Source organism: Paraburkholderia phymatum, from assembly GCF_040965635.1.
Lineage (GTDB): Bacteria > Pseudomonadota > Gammaproteobacteria > Burkholderiales > Burkholderiaceae > Paraburkholderia > Paraburkholderia phymatum_B.
The window spans coordinates 1-262 of the sequence record NZ_JBFRCH010000148.1; the positions used below are offsets into that span (position 1 = coordinate 1).

The 262-nt window shown below is 63.7% G+C and carries 1 pseudogene; it reads left to right on the top strand.

Annotation, left to right across the window (positions count from 1 at the left end):
- Positions 1-262: pseudogene (locus tag AB4Y32_RS40565) on the top strand (IS110 family transposase); the annotation flags it as partial.

Consider the following 262-nt stretch of genomic DNA (forward strand, 5'->3'; position numbering starts at 1 on the left):
AGGATACAACCATCACCGGATCGCTGTATGTCGCCTTTGAACTGGGTGACAAGAGCTGGAAGCTCTCGCTCGGCGATGGGGTGCGCTCGCCGAGCCGCTGCACAGTGGCCGCTGGCGATACGGCCGCGGTCTTCGCGGCGATTGCAAAGGCCAAAGCGCGCTGTCATCTGGCCACCGATGCCCCGGTGCGCAGCTGCTATGAAGCCGGGCGTGACGGCTTCTGGCTGCACCGCTGCCTGGAAGCACATCAGATCACGAACCT